Source organism: Afifella sp. H1R (genome assembly GCF_021462425.1).
Lineage (GTDB): Bacteria > Pseudomonadota > Alphaproteobacteria > Rhizobiales > Afifellaceae > Afifella > Afifella aestuarii.
Map to the genome: position 1 here is coordinate 1,784,612 of NZ_JAKEDY010000001.1, position 21,013 is coordinate 1,805,624.

Genomic DNA, 21,013 nt, shown 5'->3' on the forward strand with positions numbered 1-21,013 from the left:
CTGGTCGTTGCGTTCACCTCAAATCTATGTGTGGACGCAGGTCCGGATAACCGAGATGATGAGGGATGAAGCGTCACGAAAATCGGGACAATGGATCGGCTCGGGTTGAATGATCTGCAGGCGGTGCTCGCCATTGCGCGCAAAGGCTCCTTCCGCGCCGCCGCTCTTGATCTCGGCATGTCGACGACGGCGCTCAGCAACGCCATCGGCAAGCTGGAGAGGGAGCTCGGCATCCGCCTCTTCAATCGCACGACGCGCAGCGTCTCCTTGACCGGTGCGGGGCGCATCTTCGTGGACCAGGTCGCCCCGCCGCTTCAGGACATCCGCGATGCGATCGACGTCGTGCGGTCGCAGCAGGCGACACCTTCCGGGACGATCCGCATCAACACCTTCGCCACGGCAGCGCGCGAGATCCTCTCGCCCCTCGTGCTCGCGTTCCTCCACCGCTATCCGGAGGTCCATGTCGATCTCGTCAGCGAGGGGTGCCTGGTCGACATCGTCGCCGAAGGTTTCGATCTCGGCCTGCGGTCGGCCGATCTCGTGCCGAGCGACATGATCGCGGTGCCGCTGGGCCCGCCCCAGCGGCACGCGGTGGTCGCTTCGACGGGTTATTTCGAACGGCATGAGAGGCCGCGCGTCCCACCCGACCTCCTCGGCCATAGATGCATCCGCGTCCGCCTGCCGAACGGGGCGCTCTACCGGTGGCAATTCCGAAAAGGAGATCAGACCGCGCAGATCGACGTCGACGGGCCGATCACCCTGGACGAGGCGAGCCTCGCACGAACCGCCGCCCTCGAAGGCATCGGTCTCGGCTTCTTCATTGAGTCGAACGTGCGGGAAGACATCGCAGCGGGTCGCCTGATCCGCGTGCTCGAGGACTGGACTCCGCCGCTCGCGCCGCTCTGCCTGTACTATCCGGGCCGCCGCAACCCACCTGCCGCCATGAAAGCCTTCATCCGCCTCGCGCGCGAATGCAGCCCAAAGATCGGGCGGTGACGCCCCCTCGGCTTCTGAAGATCGGCCGCTCGACGAGGATGTTGCCCCCTCACGCCACCGCCTGCATCTCCCCCGCCTCTCCCGGCTCCATCTCCCCCGGCTCCATCTCGCCGGCTTTCGCCAGGCGTTCGAACGGCTGCGTGCCGCAGGCGAGAAGCAGCGCCAGTTCGCTTGCCGGCCGCGGCTCGCTGAAGAGATAGCCCTGCACCTCGGTGCAGCCCTCGCGCGACAGGCGTTCCAGCTGCTCGGGCGTCTCCACCCCCTCCGCCGTCGTCAGCATCTGCAGGCTCCGCCCAAGCCCGGTGACGGCGCGGATGATCGCCATCGCCTCCGGCCGGTCGGAGAGTTCGCGCACGAAGGACTGGTCGATCTTGAGCTTGTCGAAGGGGAATTTCTGCAGGTAACTCAGCGAGGAATAGCCGGTGCCGAAATCGTCCATGGAAATGCGGATGCCGAGATCCTTGAGCTCCTGCAGCACCGCCACATTCCCCGCGCTGCCGTGCAGCAGCACAGATTCCGTAATCTCCAGCTCGAGCCGCGCCGGATCGAGCCCGGATTCCTGAAGCGCCTCGACGACCGTCTCCACGAGCCGCTTCGTCTTGAACTGCACCGGCGACAGATTGACGGCGATCTTGATCATCTCCGGCCAGCCCGCCGCCTCCGCGCAGGCCTGCCGCAACACCCATTCGCCGATCGGCACGATGAGGCCGATCTCTTCGGCGACCGGAATGAAGGCATCGGGCGGGATCATGCCGCGTTCGGGATGCGGCCAGCGCAACAAGGCCTCGAACCCCGTCACCCGCCGCGTCGCGACATTGAGGAGCGGCTGGTAATAGAGCTCGAATTCGTGGTTCACCAGCGCCTTGCGCAGATCGAGTTCGAGCGCGCGCCGCGCCTGCAGCCGCGCATCCATGCCGGGCTCGAAAAAGCGAAACGTGCTGCGCCCGTCGGCCTTGGCGCGGTAGAGCGCCATATCGGCGTTCTTCAACAAAGTATCCGCCTCGCACCCGTCGAGCGGCGAGAACGCGATGCCGATGCTGGTGCCGACGGCGACCTGATGGCCGTCGATATCGAAAGGCTTTTCGATCGCCTCGATGAGCCGGCCGGCAAGCCCGCTCGCATCTGAAGGGTCGTCGAGATCGGCCTGGATGATGGCGAATTCGTCGCCGCCGAGCCGCGCAACAAAGTCCGTCTCGCGCAGCGTGCGGTTGAAGCGCTCCGCCACCGCCTGCAACAGCTTGTCGCCGATCGGATGGCCGAGCGTGTCGTTGACGCCCTTGAAATGGTCGAGGTCGAGGCAGAGGACGGCGAGCGCCCCCTCCGTCCGCCTGGCGCGCAGAAGATCGGCTTCGAGCCGCGTGCGGAAAAGAAGCCGGTTCGGCAGGTCGGTCAGCGCGTCGTGATGGGCCATATGCTCCACCCGCGCCTCCGCCTTGCGCCGTTCGGTGACGTCGATCACCGACAGGAGAATGACCGGCCGCCGCTCCACAAAAAGCTCGCGCGCATAGGGAAACACCTCGATCCGCCGCCCGTCCGCCGTCACATGGATCCAGGATTGCTCCACCGGCCGCGCCGCCTGGCCAGCCCCTGAGCGCGTCTCCGACAGCGCCTCCAGAAACTCGCGCATGCGCGTGCGGTCGCCGGGGGCGGCGACATCGAGCACATCCATCGCCAGAAAGTCCTCAGGCCCATAGCCGTAATGCACGCTCGCCGCCCGATTGACGCGGATGATCTGGCGGCTTTCCTTGTCGACGAGCCACATCGGCACGGGATTGTCGTCGAAGAGCGTGCGCAGCGCCTCCTCGCGGGCGCGGATGTCGGCGATGTCGCTCACCGTCACCGAGACGAGATCGCCCGTCGGCGCCACGCCGAAGCGCAGATGCCGCGCCCCCGCCCCAGCAGTGCCCGCCTCCCCCTCGAACGTCGCCCCCTCAAACGTCGCTTCAAAATGCGTCCGCCCCCCGTCGCAGACGCAGGCGAGCAGCGCCGAAACGAGATCCTGCCCCGGAAACAGCCCCGCAAGATCGGACATTCTTTGCCAGGAGAGCGCCCCCGCCTCCCGGTCGAGGAGCCGTGCCGCCGCCTGGTTCAAGGCGATGATCTCGAAATCGACCGCCGCCCCCGCCCGGTCGCGGATCGCCTGCAGCGCCAGCATCCCCTCCATCGTGGCGCCGAACATCGTCTCCAGAAGATCCTGCCGCACCGCGTGCTCGTCGAGAAGCAGGATGAAGCTCACCGGCCCCCACCTGTTCGAGAGCGGCAGCGCCCAGAGATCGTAGGTGGCGATCGCCCCGTTGACGATCATATGCGTCTCGACGCGCTCCGGCCGGCAGCTTTCCTCGGCGCGCGCGATGACCTCGCAAATGGCGCGGGCGCGGTCGCGGCGAAGCCCGGAGACCACCGCCGCACCATTCTCCCCGCCATCGGCATCGAAAGCGGTGTCGGCCCAGGCGGCAAAGGCGGGGCCGATGCGCAGAAGCCGCAAATCCTCCGCCTCGCCGGCATCGCGAAACGCCAGCGCCTTCATCTCGATGAGCCGCCCGAGATGCCCGAGCGCCACGCTCTCATAAGACGGCAGCGTCTCGCCCGGCCGAATTTCCGAAGCCCAACGCCGCAAAAAATGCTGCACCGGATTGTCGAAACGCAAACCCGCCTTCGCCGCCCCAGTCTCTCTCTCGTGTCCGGTCATCTCACCGCTTCGATCATCTTGACGTCAGTATCGACATCACTTGGGCCACCCGAAACCCCCAAGGATATCGACAGACGTAACGGCGAGTTCTGACCAAACCGTAAGAATTTACTGCAATAAAACCGTCACAATACACGCAACACTGGCATCTTTCGGAGAGACCATCCGAAGAGGCGAGCCAGTTTGCGAACTTTCTCAAAAACGCGCCCCCGCCGCACGACATTCCGGCACGGCACCAACCAAGGGCACGGCTCCCCCCTCTCCCCTTGAGGGAGAGGGTGGCCGGCGAAGCCGGTCGGGTGAGGGGTGGAGTTTGCCGTGGTGTAATAGCTTGGCGCAGCGCCTCAAATCCCTGCGAAGCAATTCGCTTTACAATAATCGAGCTGCGATTGAGCCAAGTCTGCTTTGCGCCCATTTCGGTCGTTCGCGTAGATAGAACGCGATCCCGAAAGCTGCCGCGAGCTGAGCGTTCCCCCAAACGGCTCCTATTAGGGCGCTGGCGCAGGTTGCTTCCGGTGCGTTCGAAGATGGCCGTTCCGCCAGGCTGCCGCTCGGGACATGACGGCAATAGCGGCCTGGAAAGCTCTCACGACCGCTGGTCACTCTTAGCCACTCGACCGGCAAGTTTGAGCAAATTAATGCTGGACGAGCCTCAATCTATTGACGACATACACACGATGACGGAGCGGGGAGGACCAACCACCCAGGCAGGGATCTATTACCAGAACAGCATCGCCGCGCTGTATCTAGGTGATCTGCTGCGATGGGACATTGCGAACCCGGTCGAACGGGTCGTCGAGGTCCGTGTCGAAGCACCGGCGCATGTCGACGACATCGTCATCCGCTACAGCGATCGACACCGTGAATGGGTTCAGGCGAAACTGACCATCGCGCCCCGCGGCAAAGCCTGGGAGAAACTCTGGGTCGATTTCGTCGCACAGCGTGAGGCCGAGGATTTCAGCGCCGAGGATCGACTTGTCCTGCTGCTTGGGACGACGTCACCACTGGCGCAAACCCTCACCGACCTTGCCGAGCGCGCCCAACACGGCAACGCCGACGAATGGCGTTCGCGCCTAACCAGCGATCAAGCCGCACTTGCGACGAGCATTGAGGCGCTTGTCGGCGATGCCCATCGGATCTTCCAGCGGCTCCGCGTCGAACGAATCGAAGATGTCCGGCTGGTACGTGATTTCGCGCCTTACCGCCTTCCACCGTCGACGGCCTCGAAGGATCAGCTCCTCGTCTTCCTGCGCGATCTTGCCGGCGGCGAGGCGCGGATGCGCGGTATCTTCGAAGGCGCACGCCTGCGTCAGAGCCTGCGAACGATTTACGGGGTCGTCGTACGTCCGCCCGGCGTCTGGGGTCTCGACGCCTATCTCGAGGCCGTTCGGAATCTGGCGCAGATCGCAGTCCCCGGAACTGCCGTCGGCGGGAGCTGCGATGCATTGTTCCTTTGGCCCCAGGCGCGGTCGAGTGAAGGAGAAAAATCGCAGATCGAGGACGAGTTCGGAGGGGGCGGGCAGATCCTAGAGAGCGACCTCATCGACCTCGGCGATTTTCCCTCGCTCGAGCGCAGAGCGTTGATCGTTCACGCCGGACCTGGTTTCGGCAAGTCGACGTTGCTCCTGGCCCTCTCGTCGCGCCTCAGCCGAACAGAGAGGGTGCCCGCCATCATTCCGCTCGCGGGCCTGGCGACGACGGGAAAGGACGTGCTTGGCTACCTCACGGCAGTGCTCAACGGCGAATTCAAGGTTGCGCTCGACTGGGAGCAGTTGAGCGAGGATGGCTCGGCCGTCTTGCTATTCGACGGACTGGACGAAGTTGCGCCGGAACGCCGCGCAGCCGTCATCCGCCATGTGCAAGTCTACAAGGCGCGCTTCCCCAACACCCCATGGATGATGACTGTACGCGATCCCGCGGTGATACCAGCCGGCTTCGACGCCCCGAAATACGAAATCTTGCCGCTGTCCGAGGAGGAGGTGAAGGGGTTCGTCACATCTTGGCGCCCGGACCTCCGCGCGCCACGCATCGCGGCTTTCATCGCCAAGATGGACGCACATCAGGATCTGGCAGCGCTGATCCGAATACCACTGTTCCTCTCGCTGCTGCTTGCGACATGGGATGGCGAGGCCCCGCTTCCAAATGGCCGCGCCGACCTCATCGAGAACTATCTAACGACACTGTTCCGGCCTGATGCGCATAAGGACACGCCGCGGCCGGTGGACCCGGACCGACTTCGCGCGGCAACCGAAGCGCTGTCGTTTGAGCTGCTCGAACGCGGCGAGATCGGGGTGGGCGAACGGGACGTACGCAAGGTGATGGCCGCGCATGCCAATGGCGGCATTTCGGCCGACCAGCTTTACGACGATGCCATTCGCTGCGGTTTGCTGCGCCGGCAAGGCGGAGGTCGGCTCGCCTTCCCGTTCCCGATCGTCCAGGAATATCTCGCTGCCTGCCACCTGATTGCTCATCACAAGGACGAGATCGCCGCGCGCGCCGGTCGCGCGATTGAGCGACCATGGGCACAAGCCATCCAGTTCGCGCTCGAACAGCTAGACGATGCCACCGGGATCGCCGAGGCGCTTCTGGGCCGTCAGGACGACGCATTCGCAAGCATGGCGCGGTTACTCGGTCGCTGCATCGCTAATGGGATGCGCTGCGATACCAACGTCACGAATGCGGTCGGCCGCCGACTCGTGGCCGCATGGCCCCACGCCAGCTTTTGGACGGGCAAACGGATCGGTCAGCTTTTGCTCGATCGCTGGACCGAGCCGCTACTGCCGGAGCTTCGCACCAAACTTCACAACAAATACCTGATTCATGACGGCGCCGGCGATATCCTCGCCAAGCTTGCCGACGACGCACTAATCCTGGACGTCTTGCGCGCACATATCGCTGAGGAGATTTCGCCCAACATCGGTCTCTTGCAGGACTTGGTGATGCCGCTCTCGGCTACCGTGTTCGAGGATTATATGGCGGCGACCGCTCGCGAACGTAATAACATCAGGCAACTCTGGGCGCTCGGCGCGCTGATCGCCCGGCTCGACGCGACGCGCATCGACAAGGCCCGTCTAATTGACATCGCGCATGATACGAATCGACCCGATATCATCCGGCTCGCAGTCTGCCGCCTGTTGGGCGGCTCGGTTCCCGACGATTATTGGGTGATGATTGAGCGCGGCCTGCGCTCTCGAGATTATCACCGGTTTTCGGCAGCGCGCGACGCGCTCGAATGCGCCCCCGATCTCGAAGAGGAACTAATCCGGCTGTTATCGGGGCTGACGATCCCCAAACGCGCGCGAGGAGAACTGGTCGACTATCTTCGACGTATTTTTCCCAATGCCGAGAGATACTTGGCCTTCGCCCGGGCCGCCAGCACCGATCCCCGGCTTGATACCGCGACGCGCGACAAGATCCGCCTGTGGGGCGCGATCATCGGCGATGTCACGATGTTCGAAAGTCTGCTCGCCGATGTGTCGCGGCTCTCCCCGAGAGACCTTGCCACCCTCTCCGAGATGCTTGCCGACTATCCCGACCGTGATCATGGCTTGCGTCTGGTTAAGGCGCTGGAGAAGCGGACGCTTACGCCCTCACAGAAGATTCAGGTCGCGCGTGCCTTGCTGATTGGCGCACGCTACAAGCTAGAGCGAATCAATCTTAGCAGCGCCACGGTCATAAAATGCCCGCCCCATGCAGCGCTGGACGCGATCCTCGCCCTGATCGATCGCTGGCGGACAACGACTGTGTTTGATCGTCTCGAGAGGCTTCTTATAGAGACGATCGGCACCGAAGCTGGGCTGGATGGCTCAGCGGAGACACTGGAGTATCATCTGCGGTCGATCATACTCGAGGAGATCGTTGGCGACTTCGACAATCCCTATAACAATCCCGTTCGCAGCGCACTGTCGGCCCTGCAGGATCGTGGTGTCAGCCTGCCGCTCGATATCCTCTCGCTATTGGTCGAGACCTCGGAGTCCAATGCCCGCATCGGTGCTCTCTACGCGATCGGCGCGCTCGGAACCCGCGACGCCCTCAGTTACCTGCTGGCGCTCAGCCGCACCGACAAGGAGGACTGGTCGTCGATCCTCCAGAACGCCGAGAAGCTTGCCGCACGCTTGAACCTGTTTGTGGTGCGAACTGCAGATGGGCTCGCATATGCTGAAGGGGATGCGCTTTCACCCTGAACCTGCAGACCGTGCGCTACGCGCATTCGTGAGCAACGGCATTAGGGTGCGAGACCGGACCAACCTAAGGCCGCGGCGGTCGTCACTCAGTTTTCGTGAACGCGCCGCAAGCCGAAGGAAGGACCGGTGAAGATCTCAACATGGCAGTTAACCGCTGCTTTTTCATCTAAACCTGTCAGACGGCTATCGACCCATCTCCGTCCCCCTCACCGCTTACCCCTACCCGCAAAACTCCTTCGATTCCTTCGTCCACGCCCCAAACCCCGTTGCCACCATGTTGGTGATGACGGCGCAGACATAGCGCTTCTGCGCCGGGTTGTTGTTGGGCCCGGCATGGTAGCGGGCAACGGCGAGCGTCCAGCTGCCCTCGCGCTTGCGAAGATTGGTCAAAAACCGCGCCGCGTAATCGACGTTCTTCTTCGGATTGAACATTTCGGCCGGGGACTCGAAATGTTCGGAATGAAAATGGTGGTTGATCTGCATGCAGCCCATGTCGATCAGCTTGGAGCCGGCGGCGCGCGAGCGTTTGAATTCTTCGAGCGCATCGGCCACGCTCTTGCCGAAGAACGGGCGGCCGTGAATGTTCATGGCATAGGGCTGCAGCGAGCCTTTGCGGCCCGTCTCCGTCAGCCCGACAGCATAGAGAACGCCGAGCGGGACGCCATATTTCTTCGCCGCGATCGCCATTTCGCGCTCGCAGATATTGCCGCCCGCAGCCTTCCCCGCCGCCTTGCCGGCCGCGCCGGCCCCGTCACCAAGCGTGGCGGCCGCCCCCGCCGCCCCGCAGGTCGCCGCGATCAGGCTAAACGAACAGGCCGCCGCGAGAGCGGTTTTCCTCAGAAGCCTGGCCATGTCTCTGCTCCTCTGGGGTTTGGGTCTGTTGTCCGCCGCCGTTCTGGCCGCCCGTTCCGTTCTCGCCGGCACCGCCCTGTTGCGTGCCCGCCTGCGGCCCGCCGTTCGCGGAGCCGTTGCCCATCGCAAACGCGATGCCGGAGCGTGCCGCATTCGACGACGTATCGATCTGCGGCAGCGCGCGTTCAGACTGAATGGTCACGCTGTCGGGCTCCTGCCCGGCCGCCTTCAGGATCTCCGACAGCTTGTGGCTGTCCTCTTCCAGCATGCGGGCGGTCTCCGGCCGGCTCGCCTTCAACGTCACCGAAAGTTCGCCCTGGCGCATGCGGAGTTCCACCTGAACGGTGCCGAGCGATTCCGGCTGCAACTGGATGCGCAACAGTCGCGCCGGGCTGTTGAACGCCTGCTGCGCCGGCGAATTGGCCGACGCCGCGGAATTGGCCGAGCGCGCCGTCTCCGCCGTCTGCGATCCGCCGCCACCGCGGTTTTCTGCGACGATCGCATCCGCGATCCGCTTCAACTCGCCGCCCGGAAGCCCGGCATTGTCCCCGTCGGCCCCCGCCTCGGCCAGGTCCGCGGTCTTAGCGGTCGCAGCACGAGTCTCGGCCAACTTCGCCGAGAGTGCGGCTTCTCCCCGCTCCTGCGCACCCGCCCGGCCCTGACCGCGCGCCTCGCGCCCAAGCACCAGCTCCGGCCCCGGGGCTTGCGTGCTAAGCCCTTCCGCAGAAACGGTTTTCTGCGACAGCTCGGCGGTCGAAAGCGCCTGTGCGAAGCGTGATCCCGGCGTCAGCACCGGCGCGAAGTTCGTTTCCTGCTGGATCACGTCGACCCGGTGCATGACGTAGGGAGTTGTCCCCGCCTCGCCAGAAAGTTTATATCCTTCAAAGGCTTGCGTAATGGCACGCGAGGCCGGGAAGAGGCCTGTGGCGCCATTCTGCGCTTTCGCGCCGCTTGTCTCGTTGGTTTTTCCCGCATCGACGACTTGCGCGAGGGCATCCGCCGCAAAATCGATGGTTTGCGCGGGTTTTTCGCCCGATTTCGCCTCTTCGGGGCGCGATTTATCCTGCGGCTTCGCGCTCTCCTCGGCGGGGGCAGACGCCTGCAGGTCCGACGAAATCTCTTTATCCGTCAGCGTGTTAGTGCCGTCTTCTGCGGTCTCGGCGGTCTTTTCCGCGCCCGCCTCGCCGGCCACCTTCGCCGCGGCGTCCTTGTCGCGTTTCTGCGCCTCGGCCCGGCGCATGGCGATCCGCGGGTCGTCGCCGGAAGTCTTTGATTTCGTTTGGTTTTCCTGACCCTCTGCACCAGCGATACGCCGCCTCAGCCGCGCCGCCGCATCCTCGGCGCCGCCGGTCTCGTCGGCCGCTTCACCGCCTGTGCCGTCGCGGCCTTTCGCGTCGGCATTTTTCTCTTTTATATCCGTGTCTTGGGCTCTCGACATGACATCTGCAGCGGGCTTTTTCTCCGCCTCCGCAGTTCCATTCTGCATGAGCTTCGCGAAGCCGTCCCCCGCCTCCGCCGCGCCCTTCCCGCCCGCACTCGCCTTGCCATCCGGCCGCGCCGGCCCTGTGAGAAAAGGTAGATCAGCCACGTTCATTGGGCTCCCCCGAGCAGTTCATCGGCCGCCTCAACCGCCTGTTGGGCGCGCGCGATGGTGGGATTTGTCTGTGAAAATTCATCTTTCAATTCAGCAGCTTGCGACGATGCGGCGGCGCTCGCCGGGATCGCGTCCGCAGCGGTTTCGTCAGCGGGGCGATCGGCGGCCACATCCGCCAGTGTGACCTGAGGTGCCCTACGGATGCTGTCGGCAATCCCCAAAACCACGTCGAGAAGATCCCGGTCCGCCTCCTCCAAAAGGTTGCGATCGATCTTCTTGAGAGCCGCGCTCGCGCCGTCGAACGTCTCCACCCCAACGACAGACACAGCCGCCTTGTAGAGATGCGCCTGCTCTTTGGCGGTGTCGCCGAGATCCGCCATCGCCAGAACCCGGTCCGCCGCAAAACGCGCAATCGGAGCCTTCGCCTGCACGACGGCCGCGCGCGCGATGATCAGATAGAGTTCCTGACGCGCCGCCGGCTCCATGTCGCTCAAGATGTCGTCAAGCCTCGGTAATTCCTCAGGATTATCGACGAACTTCATGCGCGTGAGCGCGGTCGCGAAACGCTGCCGGAAGTTGCCCGCATAGACCGAGTGGCGGAAGCGCTGCAGATATTGGCGCGACAGGAGCGCGAATTTCTCCACCTGCTGAAGCTCCGCCACAACGAGGATCTCGCGTCGCAAAGCCGCTTCTTCGGCCAGCGTGCCCGGCGCCAGCAAGCGTGCCTCGTCAAGGAGCGCAGAGGCCCGAACGGGGTCTTCCGACACGACGAGAGCGGCCTGAGCGATGGCGACCTGGCTCCCGGTCGAGGTGAAGCTCCGCGCCTTCACGTCCGCCAGAGCTTCCTTTGCCGCCTGCGCCCGCCCCTCTGCATAGGCAAGCGCGCCTCGCATCAATTGCTCATCGATGGCCGGCAGAGGTTCAGAGCGCAGAATGTCCCGCAGCACGGCCGGCCTGCCGCCGCTCAGCACGTAGCCGACAAGAGACACCGCATTGCGTGGATCCTGCCAGGTCTCCTGGGGTGCCTTGCGAAATTCCACTTCAATGCGATCCAGAACCTGGCGCTGTTCAGCCAGCGCCTCCGTCGATCCTTGAGCGATCCGATCCTGCACGCTCTGCAGGTCACGGAACAGGGCGGCAGCATCGAGGCCGGGACGTGGGGTGACCGGCAAGGGCTCGACCTTCGCCACCGCCTCACCATGGCCATCACCAGCGGCGGCTGCAGATTCTCCTTCGCCTGCCGCATGTTCCGTTCCGCTGCCTGCATGCGCATCGTCCGCAACATGTTCATCGGCACCACTTTCAGGCTTATCGCTGGCGTGGTCACCGCTTTGGCTCTGGTCAGCACCGGCGGAACTCCGATTGGCCTCCGTCGTGGCGCCATCCTCGACATGTACGTCCCCAGATGCATGGTCGCCGCCGCCCACCGCCGCCTGCTGAAGAGCCTTATCCCCATCGCCGCCCTCGGATGCGTCATCGTGCGAAGCGGGGACCGTATGAGTCCCTTCATTCGTCGCCGGAGCATGTGAGGTTTCTGCGGCAGGCATCCTCTCATTCGGCTGCGTTCCGTTCTGGATCTTCCAGGCGTCGCCCACGACCTGAGGACCACCGTTGGGTGTGACCTCCTCAGGATGGAAGCCTGCATTGTGACTTTCATCCGCTCCAGCAACAGGCACAGATGGGCTGTCGTTTTTAGGGGTGGTGTCCTGCGCCAGTTCAGACGCGGTTTGATCAGCCAAATTCTCAGAGGACATGCCGCCGCTTGCGGCGCGAGCGCTTTCGGCAGCTCCGCGCTCCCCCGCGGCCTCGCCACTGCCATCGTCTGGCCTCCGAGAGGCCGAAGCCGCAGCACGATCGTCTGAAGCCGAATGGGACACGCGATCGACGTTTTCACCTGCATCGGCAGGCTCGGTCGCGACGTCTTCTCCTGGGCCACCGGAAACACCCTGACCTTCCGAACCGACGGAACTGTCCGCAACGCCCGAAGGCACGGGACCTTCCGATCCGTCGCCATCAGCGCTGGCGGCCGAGAGCCTCTCGGTGTCGATCGCTACGTCCGGAGCATTCGGCGCTGGCTCTTCGCTCGAGGTTGCCGCCCGCTCAGCAGCTGCAATCTCAGCAGCGACAGGCGCGGGGTTCTGCTCGACAACCTCTTTAGCAGCCGCATCGTCCTCCACGGAGGCCGATTGCACGCCCTCGTGGACTGCCGCATCAGCATGATTGGTCGCGACGTCTACCTGAGTGTCCGTTGCCAAGCTCTCAAAAGGCGCAGCATCTCCCGGAACCTCCGAGACAGGCTGTACGGCGTCTTGATTCCGACCGCTTTCTGTCGTCCCGGAGGCCGTTGGCCGCGCACGCGGCAGCCGGGGGGCTGCTACGGAAGCGCGTCGGCTCGCCTGCGCTGGCCGATCCATCGCATCAGTCCCGACTCCGGGATCAAAGTTCGGTATCGGAGCAGGCGGCACTTGCTCACGCCCGAAGAGCCTAAGGCCCCGCGAGAAGAAAGAAGGGCGGTTGCCCCGATCCGTGGATGACGGAAGATCAAGGACGCGCGCCGGACGCAAACGGTCCGAGCCCGTCTGCGCGAACACGGCGTTTGGTACGGCCACAAAAAGAAGCGACAGCGCAGCCACGATGATCCTGAGCTTCATGCCGCGCATCATGCCGGCTCCTTGAGCAGAATCTCGATACGACGGTTTTCTGCCGCATTGGGGTCTTCAGGATTCTTGAGGTTGCGGTCGGCAAAACCTTCGATCGCGCGGATGCGCGTTTCTGCAAGACGCCCTCTTGTCAGCATATAATACGCCATGTGGGCACGGGCCGTGGACAGGCGCCAATTGTCATAGGTCGGAGAACGAAAGGGCCGTCCGTCCGTATAGCCCCGAACGACGATGTCTCCCGGACGATCAACCAGGAGCTCCGAAACGCTTTCCATCGCAACAACGACGACAGGTTTCGGAATGGCCGAGCCGATTTCGAACATGGAGAAGTCCATTTCGTCCGTAAGGCTGATCAGAATCCCCTCGGGGGTCGCCTGCACGCTGATGTTTGGTGCATCGAGTTCGCCGAGCTTTTTCTTGAGCTCTGCTTGAAGCTGCGCTTCCATCTGTGCCGCTTCGACTCTCTCTGCCTGGCTCACACCCTTGGCAGAACCCGGCCCGACCTGAGGAAAGAGCACAGGCTGATTATAGGAAGCGTCTGCGATATCTTTCTCGCTCGCCGCAGCGGCATCCAGCTGCCGATCGCTCGGTCTTTCGGCAATTTTTTTGACGTCTCCAGGCTTCTTAGTCTTCGACTGAGAAGCTGGCTGCATCTGCCAGTATACGGGATCAAAGGGATCACGATAGACTTCGCCACCCGTCACACCGACGATACCCGTCTCGCCGACAGGTGCTTCCATAGTTGCGGGATCGGCCGGCGGAACTTCATCGGCCAGCTCAGCCAGGACGAGATAGGGATCGCTAAAGGCCGCCTGTTCAGCCGTCATTGTCGCGTCGGTCGCAGGACGGTCGAGCGGGGGAGAGTTGCCGTCAGCACCTCCAGCGCTTTCTCCTCGAGCTTCCTCGTGAGCAGCGGCGTCACGTTTAGCTTCTTCATCCTGACCGTGACCGCCGTCGAGTGGGCCTGGGGTACCCCGCTCATCGCCATCACCGGTGCGTCTGCTCTCACTATCGCCTTCTCCAATCTCCTCCGGGTTGTTGAGTCCTTTCCGGTCGGTGATGCTGGCCGAGAGCTTGACAGGATTGAAATAGTTGGCGATCGACTTCTTCACTTCCTCATCAGTGACGTTGATCAGCCACATAATCAAAAAGAAAGCCATCATCGCCGTCATGAAGTCGGCATGCGCAACCTTCCACGCGCTCGAATGAGACTCATGCTCTTCGTCCTCGTAGCGCTTGATGATGATGAGTTCTTGATGTTCCTTGGCGTCGTCAGACATTTTCGGCTCCGCTGATCGCCAACGACACGCGCTCGCGCCAAGCTTGCAACTGCGTCTCGATGATGGTGGGGCCCGCAGTCACCCGCACATCCGGCCCTTTGCCCATCCTGAAATCGATCCCGTTCGCCATCTCGCCGAGGCGACCCTTCACAGCATCAAGAAGATCCTGCGGACCCACCACTTCGAGGACAGGCTCGTCCTCCCGGCTTCTCATATCGATGATCATGTCGGACAGATCGGCGACGGCCTGCTGGGCGATTGCAGAACCGACCAGAGGGATCAGGATGGCGGCCACAGCTTCACTGAGGCTTGCATTGAGTTCGCTGAACGCATTGCCGATGCTTTCGGCGACCTTTTCTGCTTCCTCAGCCACCCAATCGGCGCGCTTTTGTTCAAGCTCTGCTACGAAACTGGCGCGCACCTCCTCCAAGGCTGACTCTTTTTCGCGTCGGCCGGCCGCAAGCCCTCCCGCGAACCCAGCGTCTCTCGCTGCCGCCAAGGCCTTCTCAGGATCCTCTTTGGGTGGTTTGACAGCGAAAATACTAGCCAGGGTCGGTTCGACACGCGGCGTTTCAGCTGGAAACTCTGGGAGAACCTTGCGCAAGTTGCGGCCTGCCTCGGGCTCATCAAAGTCGGGTAGAAGGCGGACAAGAGCGTGCATCATCATGCCCCTTCCACGCGCATCCATTGCCGCAGGATCGTCGCCGCCTGCTCTTCGTCGAAGTCGATGATCTGCTCGAGACGCTTCTGCGGTGTGCGGTTCTTCTTGCTCGTCAGATCTTCGATCAGATTGATCTGTTCCGGAGGCGCCAGCCCTGCGAGATGACCATCGGCCATATCCGCGTCATCCGGGCCAGGCAGCATTCCGGCAGCCGCCTCACCTTCAAGGGCGACCGCACCGGCTTCCAACGGCTGGCTGCGACCGAGGACAGTCTTCAGCGTGGGACGAAGGCCGAACCAGATCAGCAAGATGGCCATGATCAGGATAGTGCCGGCATTGATAAGCGTGCCGCTCTGACGCATCAGCACTTCGCCCATCGAAGGGCCAGGCACTGGCTCAAGGTCGTTGCCGCCATCGGCAAACACGACCGATGAGACCTTAAGCTGATCGCCGCGCTCTTTGTTGAAGCCTGTGGCCGACTGGACGAGCTGCTCGATCTCCATGAGCCGCGTTTCGATCGGCATCACGTCGGGTTGACCCTCATCGGCCTGAAGTCGCGCCTGATTGACGAGAACCGCGATGGACAAGTTCTCCACCTCGTAGCCGTCATGAACGGTGTCGACTTTCTTGGAAGAAATCTCGAAATTGGTCAGTTCTTCGCGCCGCGAGTTTTCTTCGTTGGAGCTATTGCCGCCGCCGGCCGCCATCTGCGCGACTGGGATGTTCTGCTGCACGGTCGCAGCGGAATCGGTCGTGCTGTTTTGGCTGGTGCCGGCTTCCTTCACGACGCGCACGGAGCGCTCCACCCGGGATTCCGGATCGAAGATGACTTCGCTAACCTGCTTGCGGTCGGTGTTGAGACGAGTGGAAACGCTGATCTGAAAGTTGTCGTAGCCGAGGTAAGGCGTCAGCGTGCGCCGGATCTTCTCTTCCAACTCGCGGTCGACGCGCCGCTTGAGATCGTCCATGAGGCCGCCACCCGAGGCGGAAGGATCCTCGCCCGAGACAAGAACCACTCCCTCGGTGTTGAGGACGGTGACTGCGTTCGTGTCCATGCCCGGCAGGGATGCGGCGACGAGATGGCGGATAGCGTTGGCAGCCGTCGCATCATCGGGAAGGCGCGTGCGGATAACGACCGAGGCGGATGCCTTTTGCTGGTCGCGCCGAAACGAGGCGCGATCGGGCAGCACGATGTGGACGCGCGCCGCCTTGATTCCGTCCATGGTCTGGATGGTGCGCGCAAGCTCGCCTTCGAGGGCGCGTACACGTGTGACATCCTGCATGAAAGAGGTGAGGCCGAAGGAGCCGAGCTCGTTAAACAGCTCGTAGCCGGAATGGGTGCTCTGCGGGAGGCCTTTTTCTGCGAGAAGCATCCGGGCACGTGCCGTATCGGCATGACCGACAAGAACCGACGTGCCATCGGGAGCTACGTCGAAGCCAATCCCGTTGTCTTTCAGGACCGATCCAATTTGGCCGACATCTTCGCGGCTGAGACCACTATAGAGGATCTCTCGCTCCGGCTTGCTCAGGTAGAAGGCACCGAGACCGATCGCCAGGAGCACGGTCGCGCCCACAATTCCCAGGGCAGCAAGCCGCCGGCCGCCGAGCCCAGCGAGATTGGCCCACAGCTTATCCATCTGCTCGCGCGCGTTCATCAAGTCTCCCCACGCCATACAGTCTTGCATTGCGTCTCATGGGGATTTGACGTGATAAGCTTGCCTCAGCGTTGCATACGAAAAAAGCCACGCTCCTTTCGGAGCGTGGCTCTCTTGGTCCGCCTGCACGGGGGAGGAGCGTGAGGCGAAACCTTGGAAGGTTCTTACCTCGCTATCTTCACCTCGCTTAACGGAAGAGCGACAGGATGTTCTGGCTCGAGGAGTTGGCGATGCTGAGCGACTGCACAGCCAGCTGCTGCTGGGTCTGGAGAGCCTTCAGCTTCGTGGATTCCTCTTCCATGTCCGCGTCGACCAGGGCGCCAACGCCCGTGTCGATCGTGCTCATCAGGGTCTTCACGAACTCCGTCTGCATGTCGATGCGGGTCTGAACCGTACCGAGAGAAGACGCAGCCGAGGTCACCTGACCAAGCGCCTCATCGACGACCTTCATGAAGTTCTGCACTTCGGTGCCGGAGGCCGACGAGATGTCGATCGTGGCAACGGAGGCAGCACCGGCCGAAGCCGCCGAAGTCGTCACGTCGGTGGCCGACAGGCCGAGTGAAGCGACAGTGATACCGGTCGTGCCGGCAGTCGTAGCACCAGAGATGCTGAAGTTGTCAGTAGACGAGAACTCAACCTGGTCGGAGCCGTCCAGAACCACGTTGATGCCCTCAATACCGGCGTCCTTCAGGGCCTGAGTGTAGACCGCCGCAAGATCGGCATTCGAACGGATCGAGGTATCAGACAGTCCGGCATCCGCCAGGGTCTGCTGAGTGATCTCGACCGTCTTGGCCGGAGCGCCGTTCTGCGACACGCTGAAGCTGATCTTGTCGTCAGCCGCAGCAAAGTCCACTGCAGTCGTCTCGACCGTCGCCGCAACCAACGAATTGGAGGTGTAGGTATTCAGGTCGATCGTCTTGTCGAGGATACCGAACTGAGAGGTACCATCGCCATAGAGACGGGTGTCCGTGATATCGACGTCGATGGTGCCAATCGCAAGCTTGTTGTTGGCATCACGCGACAGAGACGACACGATCTCCTTGTTGAAGGCCGTGCTGGAGCCCGTGCTCAGCCAGTTCTGGCCGGAGAACGACGCGGATTCCGCGATCGTCTTCAGCTGGTCCTGGTAAGCCGAAATCTGCTCCTGAACCTTCGCCCGGTCGACACCTTCGCCCGTCGCAGCACCAAGGCTCGCCTTGATTTTGGTCAGGACTTCTTCAGCCTTGGAGAGGCCGGTATAAGCCGCATCGACGGTGGCCGAGCCCATGCCAAGAGCGTCCTTCACGGCCGACATGGCCTGATTGTCGGAGCGCATGGTCGTGGCGATGGACCAGTAGGCGGCGTTGTCGGAAGCGGTGTTCACCCGCAGGCCGGTGGAAACCCGGTTGTTCGTCTCGTCCAGGTTGGAGTTGATCGAACGCAGGGTCTGCAGGGCGACCATTGCGGAGGTGTTGGTGATAAGGCTAGACATAATTGATGTCCCTTCAGACTAAGTGTCAGAGATATTGATGGGGACATGCCGGGCTTTCACCGGCATGGCAGGGCGGCATCATGCCTTTGGTGGGACGGAGCACTCGGCTTCCGTAACTGCTGCCCGTGTCGAGCAACCAACCTGCCATGCATGAAGGGATAGCAGCGCAAGCTTGCGTGAAGCTTGCAGACACGCCGGTTTTTCGAACGGCTGCGCGAAAAAGTCTCTGGTCGGGCCGGCTCTCAAAACAAAAACGGCGGGGAAGCCCCCGCCGTAGAGCGTCAAAAGAAGAGTTGTCGCGCCCTCAGGCGGCACGCACCGTTGCCAGGAAGCTCTGCACTTCCTGCTTGAGGCGGTGGCTTTCCTGAGACAGAGAGCGCGCCGAAGCCAGAACCTGCGAAGAGGCAGCACCCGTGGCGCCTGCCCCCTCCTGCACATCGAGGATATTGGTGGCGACCTGCGCCGTGCCATGCGCCGCTTCTTGGATGTTCTCGGCGATCTCGCGGGTCGCCTCATACTGCTGCTCCGCGGCATCGGCGACCGCCGCAGATATCTCAGACATGCGTGCAATGGTCTCCGTGATGGAACGGATCGAACTCTCCGCCTCATCGGTCGCCTGCTGCATAGAGGTGATCTGGCCGACAATTTCTTCCGTCGCCTTCGCCGTCTGGGCAGCGAGCGTTTTCACTTCCATCGCCACAACTGCAAAGCCCTTGCCGGCATCGCCGGCGCGGGCTGCCTCTATGGTCGCATTGAGCGCAAGCAAATTGGTCTGCTCGGCAATCGCCGTGATCAGGTTCACGACCGCCCCCACACGACGAGCCGCATCGGCGAGATCGACCACTCGGCGATTGGCGCTGCCAGCCTGTTCGACCGCTTCACCAGCAATCTTGGCGCTCTCCTGAACGCGACGGCTGATCTCTCCGACCGACGCACCAAGTTCTTCTGAGGCAGACGCCACGGACTGGACGTTGGATGAAGTCTGACCGGAGATGCTGACGACCGTGCTCGACAGGTTTTCAGTGCGTTCCGCCGTTTCTGTCATCGAGCCAGCAGCCGCTTCAAGTTCCGTTGCCGCAGACGACACGCCCTCGGTGACCTCGCCGACCGCATTTTCGAACATATCCGCAAGACGCTGCATTTCCTGGCGTCTCTCCGCCTCCGCCTGGCGCGATTTGTTTTCGCGCTCTTCGGCTTCAAGCTGCGCCTTCTCGATGGCCTTCTGCTTGAAAACCTCGACGGCGCGAGCGATCTCGCCGACTTCGTCACCGCGATCGAGCCCGGGCAGGACAATCTCGAAGTTACCACCGGCGAGTTCGTTCATGGCCGCGGTCGTGGCATGCATTGCCTGTGAGATACGTCTGGCAACGAAACCGCAGATTGCTGCCACGACGAGCAGCACGAGGCCACCAATCATGAGAACGGTCTTTGCCGTTGCCCATGTCTGCGCGCGCAAATCATCAATGTAGACGCCGGTTCCGATCACCCAGCCCCAGGGAGCGAACTCGTCGACATAGGAGAGCTTTGGCTGCGGCTCAGCTGAGCCGGGTTTTGGCCATTCATAGCGAACGAACCCCCGGCCCTGTTTGGCCACCAGATCGAGCATCTCAACGAAGAGATGCTTGCCGGACGGATCCGTGATCGAGGTCAGATCCGTGCCATTGAGCTCCGGCTTGATCGGATGCATCACCATGCGGGCGTTGCGATCCTTGATCCAGAAATACTCATTGTCACCATAACGTAGCGCCCCGATACGGCGAGCCGCATCCGCCTGAGCATCTTGAAGCGAGCGAGCGCCACGCGCGACCGATGCCTCTTCTTCTTTGGCGATGTCGAGCGCGAGTTCAGTTAGGTGCGAAAGCTCACGCCCCTTCTGATCTTCGAGCGCGTGACCCAGCTCAAGCAGCTGGAAACCAGAGATGGCAGAAAAACCTATAAAGCCGACAGCAAGGACCGCATAAATCTTATGTCCAAGCCTAAGACGAAGCCCTCTTTTCATTGAGTGTGCCCCCTATTGACGTTGCGTGAGCACACAAGGCTTTAGTCAGCTTGCACCGGGCTTGCGTCAGACTTCCGCTGACGTTCACGGAAATGTCAGACCGGATTGTTCAAGGTTGCGGTTAATTTTCTGGGAGGTTGGACAAGTCTGACGCTCGCGAGGTCAGAAGAAAGAACGCACCAATCCCCCGACCAAAAGATTCCATCCGTCGATCAGGACGAAAAACAGGATCTTAAAGGGCAAGGCGATGACCGCCGGCGGCATCATCATCATACCCATGGACATGACGAGCGTGGCGACGATCATGTCGATCACGAGGAATGGAAGAACGATCAAGAAACCGATTTCAAAACCACGTCGTAGCTCAGAGATCATGAAAGCGGGAATGAGAACACGCAACGGCACGGATTCCGCTTGTGTCGCCTGGGCTCCCGTCTCCGGAAGCGCGGGCCCCGTTCCCTCTTCCGCTCCAGGCTTGCTGGCGGAAAGATCGGCGAAAAGTTGGAGATCCTTCGGTCGGACCTGCGTCAACATGAAATCGTGGAATGGATCGGTGATCCGTTCGAACGCTTCTTGTTCGGTGATTTCATTGTTTGTGAGCGGCTGAAGGCCCTCGGTCCAGGCCCGATCGAGAGTCGGCCCCATCACATAGAAGGTCATGAACAGCGACAGGCTGATCAAGACGAGATTGCCTGGCGTGCCCTGCAGGCCTAGGCCGGAGCGTAGAAACGACAGAGCGATGATGAAGCGCGTAAAGCTCGTCACCATGATGAGAAGGCCCGGCGCGATCGACAGAACTGTCAAGATAGCGACCAGCTGCACGATGCGGCCGGTCGCGGCCGCATCACCAGAAGGGATGAGGCTCTCCAGGTCGGGCACTTGTGCGTGGGCTGCAACCCCCAGGAAGGGCACCAGCAAAAGGGCGAAGAACAAGCGCTTCATCGAAACTGTCTCACAAGGTGGGAAGCCGCC

General features: G+C 62.3%; 13 protein-coding genes. 3 read left to right on the forward strand and 10 right to left on the reverse strand.

Annotated features, from left to right (window positions below):
* Positions 1 to 90: 90 nt before the first annotated feature.
* Positions 91 to 996: a LysR family transcriptional regulator gene (locus tag L0F51_RS08545; protein ID WP_234628773.1), complete on the forward strand. Its 906-nt coding sequence runs from the start codon at positions 91 to 93 to the stop codon at positions 994 to 996.
* 49 nt (positions 997 to 1,045) lie between these two features.
* Here the strand turns inward: L0F51_RS08545 and L0F51_RS08550 are convergent, their stop codons facing one another.
* Positions 1,046 to 3,685, reverse strand: coding sequence for a bifunctional diguanylate cyclase/phosphodiesterase (locus L0F51_RS08550; RefSeq protein WP_234628774.1), 2,640 nt, complete (start codon positions 3,683 to 3,685; stop codon positions 1,046 to 1,048).
* 638 nt (positions 3,686 to 4,323) lie between these two features.
* On the opposite strand from L0F51_RS08550, the gene L0F51_RS08555 reads away from it, so the two are divergent.
* Complete coding sequence (locus tag L0F51_RS08555) at positions 4,324 to 7,869, forward strand: NACHT domain-containing NTPase (protein ID WP_234628775.1); 3,546 nt, start codon at positions 4,324 to 4,326, stop codon at positions 7,867 to 7,869.
* Positions 7,870 to 8,088: 219 nt separating this feature from the next.
* On the opposite strand, the gene L0F51_RS08560 is transcribed toward L0F51_RS08555, so the two are convergent.
* Genes L0F51_RS08560 through L0F51_RS08570 form a run of 3 tightly spaced genes read right to left on the reverse strand, consistent with a single transcriptional unit; the run spans position 8,089 to position 11,427 of the window.
* Positions 8,089 to 8,721, reverse strand: a complete 633-nt coding sequence (locus L0F51_RS08560; protein ID WP_370642338.1) for a transglycosylase SLT domain-containing protein — start codon at positions 8,719 to 8,721, stop codon at positions 8,089 to 8,091.
* Complete coding sequence (locus tag L0F51_RS20155; protein ID WP_234628776.1) at positions 8,672 to 10,309, reverse strand: flagellar hook-length control protein FliK; 1,638 nt, start codon at positions 10,307 to 10,309, stop codon at positions 8,672 to 8,674. Before L0F51_RS20155 ends, L0F51_RS08560 begins: the two co-directional genes overlap by 50 nt.
* A 2-nt stretch (positions 10,310 to 10,311) precedes the next feature.
* On the reverse strand, positions 10,312 to 11,427 hold the full coding sequence (locus L0F51_RS08570; RefSeq protein ID WP_234628777.1) for a chemotaxis protein MotC: 1,116 nt from the start codon (positions 11,425 to 11,427) through the stop codon (positions 10,312 to 10,314).
* Between L0F51_RS08570 and L0F51_RS08575 the strand changes: the two genes are divergently transcribed.
* On the forward strand, positions 11,407 to 11,844 hold the full coding sequence (locus L0F51_RS08575) for a hypothetical protein (protein WP_234628778.1): 438 nt from the start codon (positions 11,407 to 11,409) through the stop codon (positions 11,842 to 11,844). The two genes, L0F51_RS08570 and L0F51_RS08575, sit on opposite strands and share 21 nt — an antisense overlap.
* A 1,130-nt stretch (positions 11,845 to 12,974) precedes the next feature.
* Here the strand turns inward: L0F51_RS08575 and L0F51_RS08580 are convergent.
* From L0F51_RS08580 to fliP, 6 genes are all read right to left on the reverse strand, one after another.
* Positions 12,975 to 14,255, reverse strand: a complete 1,281-nt coding sequence (locus tag L0F51_RS08580; protein ID WP_234628779.1) for a MotB family protein — start codon at positions 14,253 to 14,255, stop codon at positions 12,975 to 12,977.
* Entirely contained in the window at positions 14,248 to 14,922 is a 675-nt protein-coding gene (locus L0F51_RS08585) for a hypothetical protein (RefSeq protein WP_234628780.1), read from the reverse strand. Before L0F51_RS08585 ends, L0F51_RS08580 begins: the two co-directional genes overlap by 8 nt.
* Positions 14,919 to 16,571, reverse strand: coding sequence for a flagellar basal-body MS-ring/collar protein FliF (gene fliF, locus L0F51_RS08590; RefSeq protein WP_234628781.1), 1,653 nt, complete (start codon positions 16,569 to 16,571; stop codon positions 14,919 to 14,921). Before fliF ends, L0F51_RS08585 begins: the two co-directional genes overlap by 4 nt.
* Before the next feature lie 187 nt (positions 16,572 to 16,758).
* The gene (locus tag L0F51_RS08595; protein WP_255701295.1) at positions 16,759 to 18,042 is read right to left on the reverse strand and encodes a flagellin; all 1,284 of its coding nucleotides are present in this window, start codon (positions 18,040 to 18,042) and stop codon (positions 16,759 to 16,761) included.
* Between the two features lie 304 nt (positions 18,043 to 18,346).
* Positions 18,347 to 20,041, reverse strand: coding sequence for a methyl-accepting chemotaxis protein (locus L0F51_RS08600; RefSeq protein ID WP_234628783.1), 1,695 nt, complete (start codon positions 20,039 to 20,041; stop codon positions 18,347 to 18,349).
* Positions 20,042 to 20,203: 162 nt separating this feature from the next.
* Positions 20,204 to 20,983: a flagellar type III secretion system pore protein FliP gene (fliP, locus tag L0F51_RS08605; protein ID WP_234628784.1), complete on the reverse strand. Its 780-nt coding sequence runs from the start codon at positions 20,981 to 20,983 to the stop codon at positions 20,204 to 20,206.
* Between the last annotated feature and the right edge of the window lie 30 nt (positions 20,984 to 21,013).